The organism is uncultured Agathobaculum sp. (assembly GCF_963927765.1).
Classification (GTDB): domain Bacteria; phylum Bacillota; class Clostridia; order Oscillospirales; family Butyricicoccaceae; genus Agathobaculum.
This window is the reverse complement of record NZ_CAWVCU010000028.1, coordinates 1-15,838: the sequence shown is the minus strand read 5'-3', so window position 1 is coordinate 15,838 and position 15,838 is coordinate 1. Positions and strand designations below refer to the sequence as shown.

At 53.7% G+C, this 15,838-nt stretch carries 15 protein-coding genes and 1 pseudogene; 9 read left to right on the top strand and 7 right to left on the bottom strand.

The features are described from left to right. Positions 1-378: S-layer homology domain-containing protein (locus ABGT74_RS01820; RefSeq protein ID WP_346704219.1), on the top strand; the 378-nt coding region annotated here is incomplete at its 5' end. A gap of 1,320 nt (positions 379-1,698) precedes the next feature. On the opposite strand, the gene ABGT74_RS01815 is transcribed toward ABGT74_RS01820, so the two are convergent. The 7 genes from ABGT74_RS01815 to ABGT74_RS01785 all read right to left on the bottom strand — a co-directional run bounded on the left by ABGT74_RS01815 (position 1,699) and on the right by ABGT74_RS01785 (position 9,288). Then, complete coding sequence (locus ABGT74_RS01815) at positions 1,699-4,020, bottom strand: FtsX-like permease family protein (RefSeq protein WP_346704218.1); 2,322 nt, start codon at positions 4,018-4,020, stop codon at positions 1,699-1,701. After that, positions 4,017-4,700 (bottom strand): ABC transporter ATP-binding protein, encoded by a 684-nt coding sequence (locus tag ABGT74_RS01810; RefSeq protein ID WP_346704217.1) that lies wholly within the window; start codon positions 4,698-4,700, stop codon positions 4,017-4,019. The genes ABGT74_RS01815 and ABGT74_RS01810 overlap by 4 nt, the downstream gene beginning before the upstream one ends. A 75-nt stretch (positions 4,701-4,775) precedes the next feature. Next, positions 4,776-5,810, bottom strand: a complete 1,035-nt coding sequence (locus tag ABGT74_RS01805) for a HAMP domain-containing sensor histidine kinase (RefSeq protein WP_346704216.1) — start codon at positions 5,808-5,810, stop codon at positions 4,776-4,778. Positions 5,811-5,818: 8 nt separating this feature from the next. Then, positions 5,819-6,505, bottom strand: a complete 687-nt coding sequence (locus ABGT74_RS01800; RefSeq protein ID WP_297284188.1) for a response regulator transcription factor — start codon at positions 6,503-6,505, stop codon at positions 5,819-5,821. A gap of 230 nt (positions 6,506-6,735) precedes the next feature. Further along, the gene (locus ABGT74_RS01795; RefSeq protein ID WP_346704215.1) at positions 6,736-7,524 is read right to left on the bottom strand and encodes a GNAT family N-acetyltransferase; all 789 of its coding nucleotides are present in this window, start codon (positions 7,522-7,524) and stop codon (positions 6,736-6,738) included. A 1-nt stretch (position 7,525) separates the two neighbouring features. Beyond that, positions 7,526-8,434, bottom strand: coding sequence for a YafY family protein (locus ABGT74_RS01790; protein WP_346704214.1), 909 nt, complete (start codon positions 8,432-8,434; stop codon positions 7,526-7,528). A gap of 140 nt (positions 8,435-8,574) precedes the next feature. Then, complete coding sequence (locus ABGT74_RS01785) at positions 8,575-9,288, bottom strand: Crp/Fnr family transcriptional regulator (protein WP_346704213.1); 714 nt, start codon at positions 9,286-9,288, stop codon at positions 8,575-8,577. Positions 9,289-9,381: 93 nt separating this feature from the next. Here ABGT74_RS01785 and ABGT74_RS01780 point away from each other — a divergent pair, with 93 nt between their 5' ends. From ABGT74_RS01780 to ABGT74_RS01745, 8 genes and pseudogenes are all read left to right on the top strand, one after another. Then, positions 9,382-10,005, top strand: coding sequence for a hypothetical protein (locus ABGT74_RS01780; protein WP_346704211.1), 624 nt, complete (start codon positions 9,382-9,384; stop codon positions 10,003-10,005). A gap of 85 nt (positions 10,006-10,090) precedes the next feature. Next, positions 10,091-10,786, top strand: a complete 696-nt coding sequence (locus ABGT74_RS01775; protein ID WP_346704210.1) for a Crp/Fnr family transcriptional regulator — start codon at positions 10,091-10,093, stop codon at positions 10,784-10,786. Positions 10,787-10,960: 174 nt separating this feature from the next. Next, positions 10,961-11,875, top strand: a complete 915-nt coding sequence (locus ABGT74_RS01770) for a ribokinase (RefSeq protein WP_346704209.1) — start codon at positions 10,961-10,963, stop codon at positions 11,873-11,875. A gap of 1 nt (position 11,876) precedes the next feature. After that, positions 11,877-12,485, top strand: coding sequence for an ECF transporter S component (locus tag ABGT74_RS01765; protein ID WP_297284181.1), 609 nt, complete (start codon positions 11,877-11,879; stop codon positions 12,483-12,485). Beyond that, positions 12,482-13,219: an energy-coupling factor transporter transmembrane component T gene (locus ABGT74_RS01760; RefSeq protein WP_346704208.1), complete on the top strand. Its 738-nt coding sequence runs from the start codon at positions 12,482-12,484 to the stop codon at positions 13,217-13,219. The genes ABGT74_RS01765 and ABGT74_RS01760 overlap by 4 nt, the downstream gene beginning before the upstream one ends. A 1-nt stretch (position 13,220) precedes the next feature. After that, positions 13,221-14,057 (top strand): annotated as a pseudogene (locus ABGT74_RS01755) (ABC transporter ATP-binding protein). 10 nt (positions 14,058-14,067) lie between these two features. Beyond that, positions 14,068-14,409, top strand: a complete 342-nt coding sequence (locus tag ABGT74_RS01750) for an ATP-binding cassette domain-containing protein (RefSeq protein ID WP_346704207.1) — start codon at positions 14,068-14,070, stop codon at positions 14,407-14,409. 60 nt (positions 14,410-14,469) lie between these two features. Then, positions 14,470-15,639 (top strand): phosphopentomutase, encoded by a 1,170-nt coding sequence (locus ABGT74_RS01745; RefSeq protein ID WP_346704206.1) that lies wholly within the window; start codon positions 14,470-14,472, stop codon positions 15,637-15,639. Positions 15,640-15,838 lie beyond the last annotated feature (199 nt).

Sequence of the window (15,838 nt, the reverse complement as noted above, 5' to 3'; positions counted from 1 at the left end):
GGAGGCTTTGCAGATGTAACATCTGCAAACTGGTATTGTGGAGCAGCAGGATCGGCAAAAGAACATAATATCATCAATGGCTTTGAGGATAATACGTTCCGTGGAGATGCTGTGATTGCAAAGGATCAGATTGTGGTGGTTTCTTCGCGCACTTTACGGGAACAGATGGATTACAAAACACCGTCCGATGTCAATGGGGAATTGTCTGTTTACAGTGATGCGGGAAGCATTGAAAACTGGGCACGAGAAGATGTTGCGTTGGCAACAATGACAAATTTGGTGCTTAAACGTACAGATGGTAAGTTTGGCGGCAGCGCTGGTATGACACGAGGCGATGCAGCAATTATCATCAAAAGACTCTTTGATAAGATGTGGTGAGTGCTTTTAACAAATAAACTAGCTATTGAGTTTCTAAAGAAGGTTTATTCTATAGCTATAAGAGAAATTATATTGTAAATAAAACAAAATACAGTTTCGGGTTAAAAAAGATCAAGGTAGTCAAATCGCGTGTGAGACCACCAGCGGAATATATTTGGATAGAGTATATATTGCGTTTACGGGTTATAGTATAGCAGAGAATAATTTTTTTAGTTACATTTAGTACTCTGCTTATATTGGTTGTGTTGGAACTTAGTTCATTAGGGGTCTGTATACAATTCTACATTTTCCTAAAGCATTACATTCAATAGAATAATTCACTGTTAAGAGAAAAACCTTATTCCAAAGTAGACAAGTGTCTAACCACAGGAATAAGGTTTTTTGCTTGAATAACATATGCTGTTTTTTTTCGTTCGATGATGAAAGAAAACTACCAGAGTATTATGTCGGAATGTTTGTCAGGAAACCGTAATGCAGCGAGCGTGGGAAAGGGATTTTTTTCTGTCATTTTTCTGTCATGTCAAAAGAAAGACCTGGTTTGGGACGAAATAACATGAAAATTATACACAATAATACAAAACGGTATTTGTTAATATCGTTTCATGAAACCGATTTTCAATAGGACATATCACCAAATAAAACAAAACGGTATTGTAAGATACGTGAGGGGAATAACATAGCCGAACTGTAAATCTGTCGTCTATGACTTCGGTGGTTCGAATCCACCACCTCCCACCAACCCAGAAAAGCACTCCGAACGGAGTGCTTTTCTTCTTTACGTTTGTGAAAAAGTTTTATTTTTGATTTTTTCGCTCTTTGGGAAACAGTCGCGGCGAATCGCGGAAATAAGGGAAATTGGCAACGGCGAATATGGAAAACCTGCGCATAAGACAGATGTTTCGTCTTGCATGCTACAGCGTCACACGAAAAAGTGAAAAAGTGCACCCAGTCCGGCGGAATGCCGCGCAATTGCTTCCTACATCCAATCGCATTCAAATGAGCAGATCGGTGTGATTACGACATACAAAAATCAGTGGGATGCGATACAGAGTATTGGGGAATGCAGCATAATCGGCTAATTGAGCAACTGATGTGGGTTGCAGAGAGATATGGTTGTCTTTTGCAGTCAGAGATTTCGAAGGGTTGTGCAGAGCATCTGCTGGTGGGTTTGTATGGAAGCGGTGGATCTGATCTGGAGATCGTGGTATACCGGAAACGAAATTGAGATGGGAAAGGAGCTTAACAGCTCCTTTCTCTTTTGTTCGGCATGATAGTGCACAAGCATGCAAAAGCATTCGCTGTGTGCTGGCCCGAAAATTATTATAATTCGTTGATCGTTTCGGCCACTGCCATATTACAGATTCTTTTTCCGGGGGCCAAAGGAACAAGCAAAGCGGTACATACCAGCAGCACCAAAATCCTGCCTACAGAAGAAAGGGGCAGATGCCAAGCTGTGCCCCAATAGTTGGTGATCATCTGCCCATAGAGGAAGTAGTGCAGCGGTAGGCCCAACCCGCAGCCTGCAACGAGCCCCAGTAAGGTGTAGGTGGTAGACTCTGTGGTAATCATCTTTTGAATTTGGTGTCCGTCCATACCCACGGCACGCATAGCACCATATTGCTTTGTTCTGGCAGATACACTCATGGCAATGCTGTTTGCTGTATGGATAATGGTGATCAGGGTGATAACTACCAGAAAACCGTACACAAAGAGGCAGAACATGAAATAGGTGCTTTGAGTGTCCTTGTTTTGGGCAAGACGGTCATAAAAGTCATACTGTCCATTGGCCAAAGCTTGAAGCTGATTGACATCCTGTTGTGTAGCGTTCGGGGTTAGCTGCACATCCAGAATCGCGTAGGCATCCTTTCCTGTGATTGCTGTAAACAGCATTTCCGAGCAGATCACCGTGGGCTGATCCGACGTGTCAAAGGGGCTGTCCTCCAGAACACCGACAACTGTAAGGGAAGTGTTGTTCAATTGAATGATATCGCCCACCTGCAAGGTGTTGCTTTTGTCAAAAACAGTCAGCACACCATTGCCTTCCCGGGCCGCATCCATATTCCCGGCCACCAAATCTTCTTCTGCCCACTGAAACTGCTGCGCATCATAGGAGATCAGATCGATTGTACCGGATTTTCCCTCGTACGTTGCGGGGAGACTTTGATACATCCGGCCAAAGGCGCGCTTGACATAGGGCTGCTGCGCCACCGAAGCGGCAAAACTTTTGTCAATCTCACACTGATTCTCTGGGCTGCTGTAAAAGACGTCGGGTGCCCATGGTTGCAGAGGATTGAGGGCAAGTTGGACCCATTGAACCAGAACGGAGAAACTCAGGATCAGGATGATGCTGAGCGCAAAGGAGCCGGTCATGAGAAGCAGATTTTTAGGCGAGGATACGGCATGGTGAATGCCGAGTGCCGTCTCAATACTCAAAAAGCCTTTCCGCACCGGCCGGGACACGGAGTTGCCTTGGGCACTGTTTCCGGTAACCGCAGCAATCGGAGAGACGGACGCTGCCCGCCTTGCCGGGGAAAGGGAGGACAGCAGAACCGTCAAAAATCCCACAACAACGCCGCTGAGGATACCGATGATGCTGACCTCAAAGAGCGGAATCTGCACGAACTCTGCGCCGGCGCCAAACCGAAGGAGGGCACAAAGAAGCCAGGTGACCAGAATACCCAAAACGACCCCGACGGGAACCGCTGTTTTACACCAAAAGAGCGCTTCCAGCCGGACAATGTGCATGATCTGCGCCCGGCTTGCGCCGATACAGCGGAGCATTCCAAAAAATTGCGCCCGCTCCGCAGTGCGGCTGTTCAAGCTTCCTGCGATCATAAAGACCCCCGCAGCCAAAACCAGCACAAACAGGATGACGGCTACCAGGTACAGTCCCGTGACATAAGGATCGCTGCTGAATCCTGTCAGGCCCAACAAGGCAGTGTTTTCTGATAGATTTTCTTCCGTAAATCCGTAGGTCTGCTGCAGCTCTGTGATGACCCTGCGGGGATTGGCACTTTCGGAAAAGCGTACAAAACAGACAGGGGCAGATTCATACCCTTCCGCTTCGGCAAGACTTTGGAAGGCATCCCAACCCAGAAACGCCCCTACCACATTGGCATCATCGCTGATAGTGACGTCTCCACCAAATCCGGAAATGGTATAGAGATATTCTCCCGAAGGCGTGTGCAGGGCAATTTCATCGCCTACATTTACATGGAGCAGTTCTTTTGACCGGTTGGAGAGTAAAATTTCTCCCTCGGTTGAGGGGCAACTGCCCTCGGTCAGATCGTCATAGATCTTCGTCAGAATTTGATCATCCGCACCGACAATGACACAGGTTTTTCCCTGAATAGAATAGTCTTGAGATAGATCAAAGTTCAAGCCGTCGTATCGTTGGGCAGCGACCACATCCGGCCGCTGGGCAATTTCCTCCACCTGCTGGTCAGATGGCTCCTTCAGCATTACATGCCAATTCCCGTGACTTTCGATCACTCGTGTTTTTTCCATACGGATGGCCATATCCGCCATACTGAAAATGGTTGTGACCAACAGAACGGAGATGATGATGCACAGCAATGTCATCCGATTCTGTCGTTTCCGCACCTTAGCGGAGATGGGGATCAGGCTGAGATAGTGTTTCACTCCCGGCACCTCCCGAAGTCGGTCAGCACGCCGTCGGACACCTGCAGGATGCGGTCGGCAGTCTGGGAGATGGCACGGCTGTGGGTAATCATCAAAATGGTCTGTTCGTACCTGCGGGATGCCTCTTTGAGCAGGGCAATCACCTCGCTTGTGTTCTGCGTATCCAGATTACCGGTCGGCTCGTCGGCCAGAATGAGCGCCGGCCGGGTGATGAGTGCGCGCCCGATGGCGACGCGCTGCTGCTGCCCGCCAGACAGCTGGCTCGGCAGATGGTGACGGCGCTTGCGCAGGCCGAGCACCGTGAGCAGTTCCTCCAGATAGGTTTTATCCGGTTTCTGGTAATCGAGCAGCACCGGAAAGACGATATTTTGCTCAACGGTTAGTTCGGGGATGAGGTTAAAACTCTGGAAGATAAAGCCGATGTTGCGGCGGCGGAACACGGTCAGATTGCGTTCCTTCATCGAAAAAATGTCCTTGCCGTCGATTCGTACCCGACCGCTGGTCGGCGTGTCGAGCGCGCCGATCAGGTTGAGCAGCGTTGATTTACCCGAGCCGGACTCCCCGACCACGGACACAAATTCGCCTTTGGGGACGGAAAACGTTGCGTGCCGCAAGGCGTGCACGGCGGTCTCGCCGCTGCCGTAGGTTTTGCAAAGGTCTTGGACTTCCAGTAAATCCATGTTGTGATGGCACCTTCTTTCTGTTGCAATACCAAAAGGATACCATGGGAACCCTACTGTTAGATGACTTGCAGCCTACAATGTTGTAGGAATGAGGAGGTTGATTGTAAAAATCGTGCCGCGTCCCAAGGCGTTGTCCACCTCGATGGTGCCACTATGAGCTTCGATGATCGTTTTGGCAAGTGGCAACCCCAACCCGACGCCCTGTGTATCCTTGGAGAAGCGGCTGCGGTAAAACCGCTTGAAGATGTGCGGCAAATCTTCCGGATGGATGCCGCTGCCACTGTCCTGCACCGTGATTTGAACGATCGACGCAAAGGCGCGCCATGTGACCGTGACCGTGTCGTCTGCTTTGGTGTGGTCGAGCGCGTTTTTGACCAAATTGCCGATGGCTTCGCCCAGCCAGTGCGCATCGCAGGACAGGGAGATCGTGTCGTCGCCGGAACAGGACAGCATTGTACCTTGCTGCTGTGCCTGCATCGCAAAGCGCCGCTCGACATCTGCCATCAGGTCGGACAGGTTGTGTTCGGATTTGTCCAGCACGATCGTACCTGCGTCCAGCTTGGTGATGGTCAACAGATTGTGTACCAACGTTTGGATGCGGTCAAGCTCGTGCTCGGACAGGGCGGTGAATTCCCGAATGGTGTCCGGGTCGGCCTGTTGCTGCAAAATGCCGTTGTAGATATTGAGTGCCGCCAGCGGGGGCTTGAGCTGGTGCGAGATGTCGGACAGGGTATCTTTCATAAAACGTTTGGCGCGGCCTTCATTTTCGGCGTGGGCATTCAGGATCGCAGCAAGCGAGTTGACCTCGTGGAATAGGCGGTTCAGTTCGCCCTCGTCGTCGCATTCGATGCGCGCGGTGGGGTCGCCCGCGAGAAACGCATGGAGCTGCTCAATCGCATGCGCCATGGTCTGGTGCTGCCTGCGAAAATAGCAGTACATAGCGGTCAGCACCAGAAGTCCCATGCAGGCGAACGCCGCCGGAAGATATCGTGCGATGTGCTGACCACCTGCGGTGAGCAGTACGGCGGATAAAAGGGAAAAGCCAACTGTTAGGGTGAGGACAAGGCAAAACAGGCGTTTGATATGCCGGTCAGTCAGCATTTTCATGGGGTACCTCATTTTGCAGCATTCCATTTATAGCCCATGCGGCGCACTGTAATAATGCGCTTGGGATTGCTGGGGTCATCCTCGATTTTGGCGCGCAGACGGCGGATATAGACGGTCAGCGTGCTGCTGTCGATATAGTTTTGCTCGCAATCCCATAGTTTGCCCAGAATCTGCTCAGGTGACAGTACAAGGTTCGGGTGCTCCAGAAATAAGCACAGCAATTTGTATTCGCTGGCGGTCAGTTCGACCGGCGTACCGTTCTTGGTGACTTCGCGTGTCAGCTGATGCACAGTGATACCGCCTGATTGGAGCGTGTTGTCCGGCTGACGGAAATCTCCACTGCGGCGCAGAAGAGCGTTAACGCGCGACAGGAAGATCGCCAGCTTGAACGGCTTGGTGATATAATCGTCGCCGCCGATGTCCAGCCCCATGATAATGTCGGTTTCCTCGTCCGCAGCGGTTAGGAACAGAATGGGCACTTTGGAGTTTTGGCGGAGCCTGCGGCACAGATCGAAGCCCGAGCCGTCGGGCAGGGTCACATCCAAAATGACCAGATCAAAGCTGCCATCCTGCCAAAGGGTTTCAGCCTCCAGACAGGTGCGGGCGTTGACGACTTCATAGCCCTGCTGGCGCAGGGCAAAAGACAGACCGTGAATCAGGCTCAGGTCGTCCTCGACAAAAAAGATACGCTTCATGGGCGTTCACCGTCCTTGCAGTGGGATAGCATTTATAGTTTCATATTATAGAGCTTTATGCGCAGATTACAAGTGACGCAGCGGGATAAAGAAGACCAGCCGCCGGGATGAGTCCGGCGGCTGGTGGGGGAGTGCAGCATAGTTGTATGTGCGGAAACGCATTAGATGCCGAGTCTGCGGCTGATGGGCATGAAGAAGAGGTAAAGTTATTTCATCTTGTTTTTCAGTATTCATGTGTGTCCGGCAGATTGTCGCTTCAAGATGAACTCTTGGACAGGGTGGCCGAATTCCTCGGTTAGCCGTCCCTCGGAAAAGCCCAAATGCTTATAGAAAGCCCGCGCCTCCTGCCCGTTGGGGTCGTCCTCCCGATAGGTGGTTACGGTGATGTCTTGGTCCGCATCCATCTGTGCCAGCACGAAGGACACCAGCTTGTGCGCAATGTGCTGTCTCCGGCAGGCCGGATCGACCGCCAGAAAGCACAGTTCGCACTGTTCCTTGGAGAACAGCAAAACGCCTATGATTCGATCCGCGCCAACCGCGCAGACGGCTGAGGAATGTTTGATAAAGCGCAGCACTGTTGCCCGGTGTTCGGTGATGGCTTCGGCGGTTTCTAAGCCGGGAAAGATATCTCGCACTTGTTCCACCAGCGCCATCCAAGCGTCAATGTCCTGTGCTTGTGCTAGTCTGATTTTCATAGTCAAATTCCTTTTCCTTTGAGGCTTGCTTCTCAGCGCCTCGCAAGTGATGCGCGTAAGTCTTGTCATCAGTTCCTGATTCTCGACATCTTCCACCAGAAAGGAGTCATTGGCCCCCTCATAGGGTGGAGCCTTGGGCAGGTCGGGAAAAGCCGCTTCGCCCTGCGGGGTGATCTTGACAAAAAACTGGTCGTCACAGATGACGGCGAAGAACACCTCGTCGCAGTAAAGACCGTATTCGCCGAACATCTTCCGGCTGCGGATGGTGCCGGCCTCCCGCAGCTGCTCGGCTACAAAGTTTACAAAATCCGGATGTGATGCCATATCAATTCCTCCTGTAACGGTCGGCCAAAGTTTCGGTCAAATCCCCAAGCCGTTCTCGCAGCTCTTTCGGTTCGAGCAGTTCCGCCTTGTCACCGAAGGTCAGGACCCAGCTGAGCACACCCTCCGTGTCTGGAAAGCCGCCGGTGAACCGCAGCCGGCCGTCCGGCTCGGCGGTCAAGCGGTCTGCGCCGTACTCCTCGACCAGACGCCAGCGGCAGGACGGATCAAACAGTACTGTGACCCGGTATTTTTCCGGGAACACGTGCTGCGGTTCCAGATCGGGCAGAGGCGCGGGACGGGGAGAAAAAGCATCGTCTGTCGCAAGGCTGGTCATGCGGTTCAATTTGAACAGTCGGAAATCCTGCCGCAGTCCGCACCAGCCCCATACATACCATGCCGACCAGTGGAATACCAGATAGTAGGGCTCGACTGCTCGTTCTGATTCTCCTTTTGGTGAGTAATAGGTAAAGCGAATGGTGCGGTGCTGCTCGATGGCCTCTTGGATTTGTTCGATTTTGGGCGGCAGGCTGGTCTTATACCACGAGGACAGGTCGATCAGCAGGTGCGCCCCGCCGGGTATTAGTCCGCCCGTTCCGGCAGATAGCTTTTCCATCAGCTGGGCGTAGCGTCGTGTTCCGCTGACACTATCCAGACTGCGCAGCCCGGCAAGAATGGCCTGCATCTCCGGTGCGGTCAGCACGGTGCGATCGACGCGGTAGCCCTCTAGGATGGAGATGCCACCACCCGCGCCCTGCGTGGTGGCGATGGGGATACCTGCCCGACACAGGGATTCGATATCTCGCTGGATTGTACGGCGGGACACCTCGAATTGCGCCGCCAGCTCCGGGGCGGTGATTCTGTCCCGTTGGAGCAGGATGGACAGAATGCCGATCAGCCGATCCATTTTCATACTCCCACCGCCTTTCCTCATTCTATCTGCATTATAGCACAGGAACGCGACAGCTGTCTGTCATGTTTGCGATCGCAGCAGCATTGAAAATGCGTCGGATTGCTTCAAGGTCGAGTCGTGCCCGCTTTCTGCCTGATAGGTTAGAGATTCTCGATTTTACGTTCCAGGTATTGCTGTAATTTACCGCGCTGTGTATCGTTCAGCGTGATTTTGCCGCGGCAGAGCGTAATGAGCTGCTCGTCGGCCAGATGCTGCACCAGCCGGTGACAGGTGCGCAGCGAGCAGCCGATCTTACCGGCCAGCTCTTCGCGGGTCAGCAGCAGACGGCTGCCGTCATTCGATTGGGAAGCAGGCTGCGTTTGCAGCAGCACCGAGATGCAGCGCGCCTCATAATCCATATAGAAATACTGCCGGTCGGACATGGTCTGGTCGCCAAGCTGGCGCACCAGCGCCTGCAAGCGGCACAGCAGAGCTGATGTGCTGTGAGAGATCCACGCTAGATAAATGTCTGCCGGGATGCGCACACACACGCTTTTTTGCAGTGATAGGATGGTTGCATAGCTTTCCTCGGTCTGTGCGAACAGTTCATAGTCGCCGATGATCGCGCCCGGATACAGCTTAGCGAAAACAAACGGCAAATTTTGCACCCGGCTTTCCATGGCGCACAGCGTCCCGTTGAGCAGGATATAGACATCACTGGAAACAGCAGCTGCGGAGATCAGTACTTCGTGCGGCGCAACGCTGTGCAGGCCCCAATAGGGGTGGTATTCATCTGGGAAGTCGGACAGAAAACGGGTCAGAAAATCCCGTGCCTGCGCGGTTTCGCAGGCATCCAGAAAAATTTGTGGCAGCATGCGCAACCCTCCCTTAAAAGTGCCAACTGGCATTTTTCTTTCTGTTTTTTTATTTTACGATAGGAGAAACAAAAAGACAAGGGGAGAACAATCGTGAAAAACTGGAGCAGAAAAGCGTTTTGGGTGTTGGTCGCCATGCAGCTTGTTGGCATTGCGGTCGCGCTGTTTTTGGAAACAGGCATGGGTAGCGACTCGATTGGCCTGCTGTGCGACGGCATCCATCAGGCAACGGGCATGCTGTTTGGCAACGCGTCGCTGTTGTACAATCTGGCAGTGATTGTGCTGGCGCTGGTCGTTGCTCGAAAAAACATGGGATTGGGTACGGTTGTGTACGCGCTGACATCGGGATATTTTATCGACCTGTACTGCTGGCTGCTCGCTCCACTCCAGCTGGCGTCACTGGGGTTTACAGCACGGTTTGCGCTGTTCGCGGTCGGTCAGTGCTGCCTAAGTTTGGCGCTTGCGTTGCTCATCCAACTCGAGCTGGGCATGAATGCGCTGGACGCATTGCTTTACTGGCTGCAGGCCGCTACCGGGTTGTCCTATGCTGGGCTGCGCACGGCGGTGGATGTGAGCTATGTGGCGGTTGGCACGCTGCTGGGCGGCACGTTTGGCATCGGTACGGTTTGTTCGGTGCTGTTGACCGGTACGATGGTCAGTTGGCTGACACACCGAATATCTGTCGGAGCAGCAGTTTCTACCGAAAAACAGAGTTGACTTCCAGCCGGAAATTGCGGTACAGTGTGGAATATGGTATGATGGTGTAACAAAAGCAGGATTTTACGGAAAGGCGACGGAGGATATGACCAAGCTGACCGAAGCGTGGCAGCAATACCACGCGGAAACCTCGTTCAACTGGTCGGTGCTGCCAGAGGCGCTGCAGCGGCGGGCAGAGACCGTCCGGTTCCCGGCACGCAGTCTGATCGTTACGCGTGGCGAGATGCCGAGCTACATCTATTTTATCCAGAGCGGTATTGTCGCGGGTGTACGCGAGTATGAAAATGGCAACGAATACAACTACTTTCGGCTGGACAACGCCAACGGCTGCATTGGTCTGCTCGAACTGCTGGCGCAGGAAACCAGCTATGTAGCATCCATTATCTGCATGACCGAGGTGACCGCGGCGCGCATCGACGCGGCAGCGGTCTACTGTGCGATTATGGAGGACATCAACCTATTGCGCCGCTGCACTGCGCTGCTGGCGAGCGACCTGTACCAGCGCTCGGGCAGCGACGGTGCGCTTTATTACTTCCGTGGCATCGACCGCGTGCGTTATTATCTGATCGCCTATTTTGAGGAGAACAGTAAGCACGGTGACAGCGTGACTGTGCAGGAGGAATACCAGAATATTGCCAGCCATATCGGTATGAGCGTGCGCACGGTCGGGCGCAACATCCAGAAGCTGCGGCAGTCGGGCGAAATATTGTCGAAAAATCGGCACATCCTGATAACACGGGAACAGTATCTAAAAATGGTTCAGGCAATTTATGAAGAATGACGAAAAACGGCATCAGTTCTGTCAAAAACCATGCCGTTTTTTGTCCTTCCTGCTGAAAAATGTATGAAAGGACACCTGTCCTTTGGGGAAAAAGGGAAAAAGCATATAATGGGGACAAATCAGAGAGAAAGGGGCAAGAAAATGTGCAGAAACACAGAAAAAAGCGACGCTTTGATGCGTGAACGAGCAGCTTTGCCGCGGGCGCTGGTGTACGGCTCGCTCAATCTGGACAACGTCTACACGGTCGACCATATCGTGGCGCCGGGTGAAACGTTGGCGTCCACCGGGTTTCGGCAGGGCTGCGGCGGCAAGGGGCTCAATCAGGCGATCGCGTTGGCCAAGGCTGGCGCGCCGACGGCGCTGGCCGGGCGCATCGGGGCGGATGGCGGGATGCTGCGGGACGACTGTGCGCGGTACGGCGTGGATGAAGCACAGGTGCTGACGGTCGACGGGCCGACCGGCAACACGATCATCCAGGTTGACAGCAGCGGCCAGAACTGCATCCTGCTGTTCGGTGGTGCAAATCGGACGCAGACCGAGGAACAGATCGACCGCACACTGGCGCAGTATCAGGCGGGCGACTACCTGTTCTTGCAAAACGAAGTCAATCTGCTGCCATATCTGATCGAGCAGGCGCACGCGCGCGGCATGCAGATCGTGCTCAACCCGTCTCCGTTTGAGACGGCGCTGCTGGAATATGGGCTGGATAAGCTATCGTGGCTGATCTGCAACGAGGTCGAGGGCTGGCAGATGACCGGTGCGCGCGAGCCGGAGGACATCCTCGACCGGCTGGGTGAACGGTATCCGGGTGTCAATCTGGTGCTGACGCTGGGGGAGCGCGGGTCAATGTGTCTGGAGAATGGCACAGTATACCGTCAGTCCTGCTGCCGGGCTGAGACGGTGGACACCACCGCGGCGGGCGATACCTTTACCGGCTACTTCTTCGCCCAGCGCATGGCAGGGCAGGGAGCAGCGCAGGCGCTCGCGGTCGCGTCACGCGCAGCGGCAATCACAGTGTCGCGGCCGGGCGCCGCGGATTCTATCCCGGATATGGACGAGGTCACCAAGGCGATGAAGGGGGAGCCATAACATGAAACGAGGCATAAAATATGATTTTTCGCTGCTGGCGCTGCTGCTGGTGCCGGTCGGCGTTTCGCTGAGCGTGGTCGGCTATCAGATGTCCACCATTCTCAAGCTGCCGATCTTTGTCGACCAGATCGGCACGCTGCTGGTGTCAATGATCGCAGGGCCGTGGGTCGGCATGGTCACCGGCCTGCTGAGCAACTGCGTCAACGGCATGCTTAACCCGGTCGCGTTCGGGTTTGCGCCGGTTTCCATGCTGCTCGGTCTGGTGTCCGGCTTCCTGTCCCGGTGGAAGTGGTATACCAACATTTTCGGCATTGTCATCGGCTGCGCGATTCTGAATATTGTGTCGGCCATGTCGTCTGCCGTGGTCACGGTCTTCATGTTCGGCGGCGTGACGGGTGCGGGCAGTGACCTTGTGACGGCTGCATTCCTTGCGACCGGACAGGCGCTGCTGTCCTCGGTGCTGTCGACCAATCTGCTGACCGGCACGATCAACACGATCGTCAACTTCGTGGCCAGCTGGATCATCGTCCGCCGCATTCCGGACCGTTTTCTGGTCAAGCTCAACTATGGCATGCCTTACATCAAGAAGAAAGCGAGGGAAGCGAAATGAACAGTGCGATCGGCAAACTGTACCCGACGACCAAGTTTTTCGTGCTGCTGGCGTTGGTGATCGTCTGCATTTTCCAGCCGGGCTGGCAACTGCAATATCTGATGCTGCCGGTGGTGCTGGTCATCAGCCTACTGGCCGGTACGGCCAAGCAGTTCCTTGGCACGTTTTTTAAGTCCATTTTCATCATCATTCTGTTCATTTTTGCCATTCAGGTGTTTATCGTCGCCAACGAAGATGCACAGCCGATCTGGGCGTTTATCCACTTTTCACAGACCGGTCTGGATGAAAGCCTGACGATGACTTCCAAGATCGCGGCGATCAGCTCCCTAGTCATCTGCTACTTTCAAGTGACAAGCGTGCAGGACATCATTTTCGCGATGGAAAAGGGCGGTCTACCCAAAAAGGTGACCTTCGTCATTTCGTCGACCATCCAGCTCATCCCGCAGATGTCGGCGCTGTCCAAGACGATTACAGATGCGCAGCGCTCGCGCGGTATCGAAACTGAGGGCAGCCTGATTGTGCGCGCCAAGGCGTTCGTGCCCATGCTGGGGCCACTGGTGCTCTCTTCGATTCAGCAGATTGAGGAGCGCGTGCTCGCACTGGAGTCGCGCGCCTTCTCGTCCAAGGCTAAAAAAACCTCGATCTATGAGATCGAGAAAACTGCGGCTGACCATGCGCTCAGCTGGCTGAGCCTGCTCGCGGTTATCGCTTACATTGTTGGGAGGGTGGTATAACATGGATATGGTAACTCTGAACCACGTCAGCTATCAGTACCCGCTGGAGAGCGGCGAGGTCATCCGTGACCTGTCGCTGACGCTGGAAGCGGGCCGGGTGTACGGCCTGATCGGTGCGAACGAATCCGGCAAGACCACGCTCTGCAACATCATCCGCGGCTTTATCCCCGCCTTGTACAAGGGCAAGCTGACCGGCGAGGTGCGTGTCAAGGGGCGTCCGGTCGAGGAATACGCCGATGGTGAGCTGGCGACGATCATCGGCTACTCGTTCCAGAACCCGTTTACGTAGATATCTGGCGTTAAGGATACGGTGTACGAGGAACTGGCGTATGGCATGGAGAATATCGGCGTGCCGCGCGAAAAGATGGTCGAGCGCGTCGACGAGCTGGTGCGCATCTTCCATTTAGAGGAGCTAGTGCGTAAGAACCCGTTTGAGCTGTCGGGCGGTCAAAAGCAGCGTGTGGCACTCGCGTCCATGCTGGCGCTCGATCCTGAACTGGTCATTCTGGACGAGCCGACCTCGCAGCTCGACCCGCAGAGCACGGACGATATTTTTGAGATCATCCAGCTACTCAAGCAGCAGGGCAAGACCATTCTGCTGGTCGAGCACAAGATTGATCTGGTTGCCGCGTACTGCGACGATATCCTGCTGCTGCATCAGGGCAAGCTGGTCATGCAGGGCAGCGCCCAGGAGGTGCTGACCGACCCCAAGGTGCTGGATTACGGCGGACAGCTACCGCAGGCCGCGCTGTATTTCCTCGCGCGCCGCGCACAGGGGCAGCCTGCCGACCGCATTCCGCTGACCGTACAGCAGGCCTATGAGATACTGAAAAAGTGAGGGATTGAGCATGGCATATCTGGAGTTGAAGAATGTCGGGTTTGCCTACCCGAATGGATTTCAGGCGGTCGAGAACGTCAGTATGTCGTTTGAACTGGGCGAAACGGTCGCGATCATCGGCCAGAACGGCGCGGGCAAGACGACGACCGTCAAGCTGATGAACGGCCTGCTCCGACCGACGCAAGGCGAGGTGTTGGTCGAAGGACAGTCGACCAAGGGCTTTACCACGGCGCAGATTGCGCGTAAGGTGGGTTATCTGGAGCAACCGAATGTGACGCAGCTTTGCCATGCGTTAGGGTATGAGAAAACCTTTTTGACCACAGATGCGTTTGTTGCACACTTGCAGAAGTGAACGATTTTCCAGAAAAGGCAGCGATGTCGAAGAACATTGCTGAGATATGAGAGGTGAAAGATGAAACGCGTTTTCTTGATTGTTTTGGATTCCTTTGGGATTGGGCAGATGCCGGATGCTCGAGCGTTTTGGGACATAGATGTCAACACATTGGCAGCGTGTGCTGCTTGCCCAGCGTGCCGCATTCCCAATATGATTCAGGCGGGTTTGAGCTGTATTGATGGTGTAACCTCCTTGCCTGCACCTGAAAGGCAACCAAGTGGTGCATATGCCCGTCTGACCGAAGCTTCGATGGGGAAAGATACGACAATCGGGCACTGGGAATTGGCTGGTGTGATTTCCGAAACGCCGCTGCCGACCTATCCGAATGGATTTCCTGATGAGGTGCTCGAACCGTTTATGCAGGCCACTGGTCGTGGTGTGCTTGCCAACGTGCCGATTTCAGGGACAAAAGTCATCGCAGAATATGGCGAGGAACATGTCCGCACAGGCAAGTTGATTGTATATACGTCGGCGGATTCCGTGTTCCAGATTGCGGCTCACGAAGAGGTCGTCCCGCTAGAAGAATTATACAGGTACTGCCGGATTGCGAGAGCGCAGCTGCAGGGCAAACACGGTGTAGGGCGGGTGATCGCCCGTCCTTTCATCGGTACGGCGGGCTCCTATACCCGTACCGCGGGCCGACACGATTTTTCGCTTGAACCGCCTGCGACAACCGTGTTGGATGCCATTGCGGCAGCCGGACAGGAGACCATTGCAGTAGGAAAAATCTATGATATTTTCGCCGGAAGAGGAATTACGGAGAAAGTTTATACCAAATCCAATGCAGATGGATTAGAGCAGGCAATGGCATATGCCAAACGTGATTTTCATGGACTGTGCTTTGTGAATCTGGTGGATTTTGATATGCTGTATGGCCATCGCCGTGACGTGACTGGCTATGCGAAAGCACTTGCAGAATTTGATGCATGGCTGCCCACGTTCTTGAAGCAGATGGGAGAAGAAGATGTCGTTATGATCACGGCAGATCATGGATGCGATCCGTCCTATCAGGCCACTACCGATCATACCAGAGAGTACGTGCCGCTACTGGTAATGGGGCAGCGGATTGCTTCGGTTAATTTGGGAACCAGAACCAGTTTTGCAGATGTCGCGGCTACGGTAGCAGACTTGCTGGATGTGTCTGCAGATGTTGCCGGATGCAGCTTTGCAGATAAGATCGTGCGGTAAAAACCATCCATTTCTGCGTGAAAAGGTCTTGGGCTTTTTCGCCGAAAACATGTAGAATATTATAAATAGACAGCGCCGCTATCCGATCTCATATAGGGGAGTCGGATAGCGGCTTTTGTTCTGCAACTGTTCCTATGTGACGGCATAAAAAACAGACTTGCGTTTGCAAGTCTGTTTTTGGTGGACCTGAAGAGATTCG

What these genes read in the sequence shown, in the direction of transcription:
- ABGT74_RS01810 (WP_346704217.1), bottom strand. Translation starts at nt 4,700, where the DNA reads ATGGATTTACTGGAAGTCCAAGACCTTTGCAAAACCTACGGCAGCGGC.
- ABGT74_RS01805 (WP_346704216.1), bottom strand. Translation starts at nt 5,810, where the DNA reads ATGAAAATGCTGACTGACCGGCATATCAAACGCCTGTTTTGCCTTGTC.
- ABGT74_RS01800 (WP_297284188.1), bottom strand. Translation starts at nt 6,505, where the DNA reads ATGAAGCGTATCTTTTTTGTCGAGGACGACCTGAGCCTGATTCACGGT.
- ABGT74_RS01795 (WP_346704215.1), bottom strand. Translation starts at nt 7,524, where the DNA reads ATGGCATCACATCCGGATTTTGTAAACTTTGTAGCCGAGCAGCTGCGG.
- ABGT74_RS01790 (WP_346704214.1), bottom strand. Translation starts at nt 8,434, where the DNA reads ATGAAAATGGATCGGCTGATCGGCATTCTGTCCATCCTGCTCCAACGG.
- ABGT74_RS01785 (WP_346704213.1), bottom strand. Translation starts at nt 9,288, where the DNA reads ATGCTGCCACAAATTTTTCTGGATGCCTGCGAAACCGCGCAGGCACGG.
- ABGT74_RS01775 (WP_346704210.1), top strand. Translation starts at nt 10,091, where the DNA reads ATGACCAAGCTGACCGAAGCGTGGCAGCAATACCACGCGGAAACCTCG.
- ABGT74_RS01770 (WP_346704209.1), top strand. Translation starts at nt 10,961, where the DNA reads ATGCGTGAACGAGCAGCTTTGCCGCGGGCGCTGGTGTACGGCTCGCTC.
- ABGT74_RS01765 (WP_297284181.1), top strand. Translation starts at nt 11,877, where the DNA reads ATGAAACGAGGCATAAAATATGATTTTTCGCTGCTGGCGCTGCTGCTG.
- ABGT74_RS01760 (WP_346704208.1), top strand. Translation starts at nt 12,482, where the DNA reads ATGAACAGTGCGATCGGCAAACTGTACCCGACGACCAAGTTTTTCGTG.
- ABGT74_RS01750 (WP_346704207.1), top strand. Translation starts at nt 14,068, where the DNA reads ATGGCATATCTGGAGTTGAAGAATGTCGGGTTTGCCTACCCGAATGGA.
- ABGT74_RS01745 (WP_346704206.1), top strand. Translation starts at nt 14,470, where the DNA reads ATGAAACGCGTTTTCTTGATTGTTTTGGATTCCTTTGGGATTGGGCAG.